The 916-nt window shown below is 27.1% G+C and carries 2 protein-coding genes; both read left to right on the top strand.

Annotation, left to right across the window (positions count from 1 at the left end; all coding sequences use genetic code 11):
- The coding region (locus BHE89_RS18720) for a two-partner secretion domain-containing protein (RefSeq protein ID WP_128860719.1) at positions 1 to 409 on the top strand (409 nt) is incomplete at its 5' end.
- Positions 410 to 669: 260 nt separating this feature from the next.
- The coding region (locus BHE89_RS24435; protein ID WP_216081031.1) for a hypothetical protein at positions 670 to 916 on the top strand (247 nt) is incomplete at its 3' end.

Raw genomic sequence — 916 nt, 5'->3', positions numbered from 1 at the left:
TTATGGTTTATTAATTTTATGTCTATCAACTAATGTTTATTCATCTGACAATGGAATTGTTGTTGATACTCATAAATATAAAGATTTGGAAGTGGTTAAAAACCAAGAAGGTATTGAAACGGTATTTATTGAAAAACCCGATGAAAATGGATCCTCTTTTAATTATTTTACGTCATTCAATGTTAATAATGCAGGTGCTATTATTGATAATCGTTCTGCTGAAGCCAATATCATTATTAATGAGGTCACTTCACAAGAAACAAGTAAGCTAAACGGTGATTTATCTGTTTTAGGAAAAGCGTCCGCACTTATCATTGCTAATCCTAATGGTATCGAGTGTAATCAGTGCCAATTTTCTGGTGTTAATCATGTGTCGTTAGTGACAGGAATTAATGATGTAAAACAATAAAAGATCATTATAATATTTTCTGATAAAAGAAAATCATTATTAAATGGTATGGGAAAAGACACCTAAAAAAACAGACAATAAATATTGTATCAAATAATATTAAGATATATGGTAATAATAAGATAAATGATTTAAATATTCTTAATGGATATAATAAAAACAGTTTTTTGGTGATTATCTATGGGATGGATTAAATCAACATTATGGTATCTTCACTATCAAAGATGGGGCAGTTCTAACAACGGATAGTTTTAAATTAGATGGTGGTGAGTTTTTTTATTGATGGACGATTGAGAACAATCAATATAAATATAAAGAGCAGTGAAGCAATCAATATTAATAAAAATGCCAAGTTAGTCATTTTTAATAGAAATAGAAATGATAAGTTTAATAGTGTACAAACTATTGAAAGTAAGGATTTTAAAGTAAGGGGACAGTTAAGTATTATTAATAATAATGTCATATTTAACACCGATAATATGGAATTAAATAATGATAATAAAGTCA

Source organism: Shigella sp. FC1967 (assembly GCF_001743005.1).
Classification (GTDB): domain Bacteria; phylum Pseudomonadota; class Gammaproteobacteria; order Enterobacterales; family Enterobacteriaceae; genus Proteus.
This window is presented reverse-complemented; position numbering and strand designations above follow the sequence as displayed.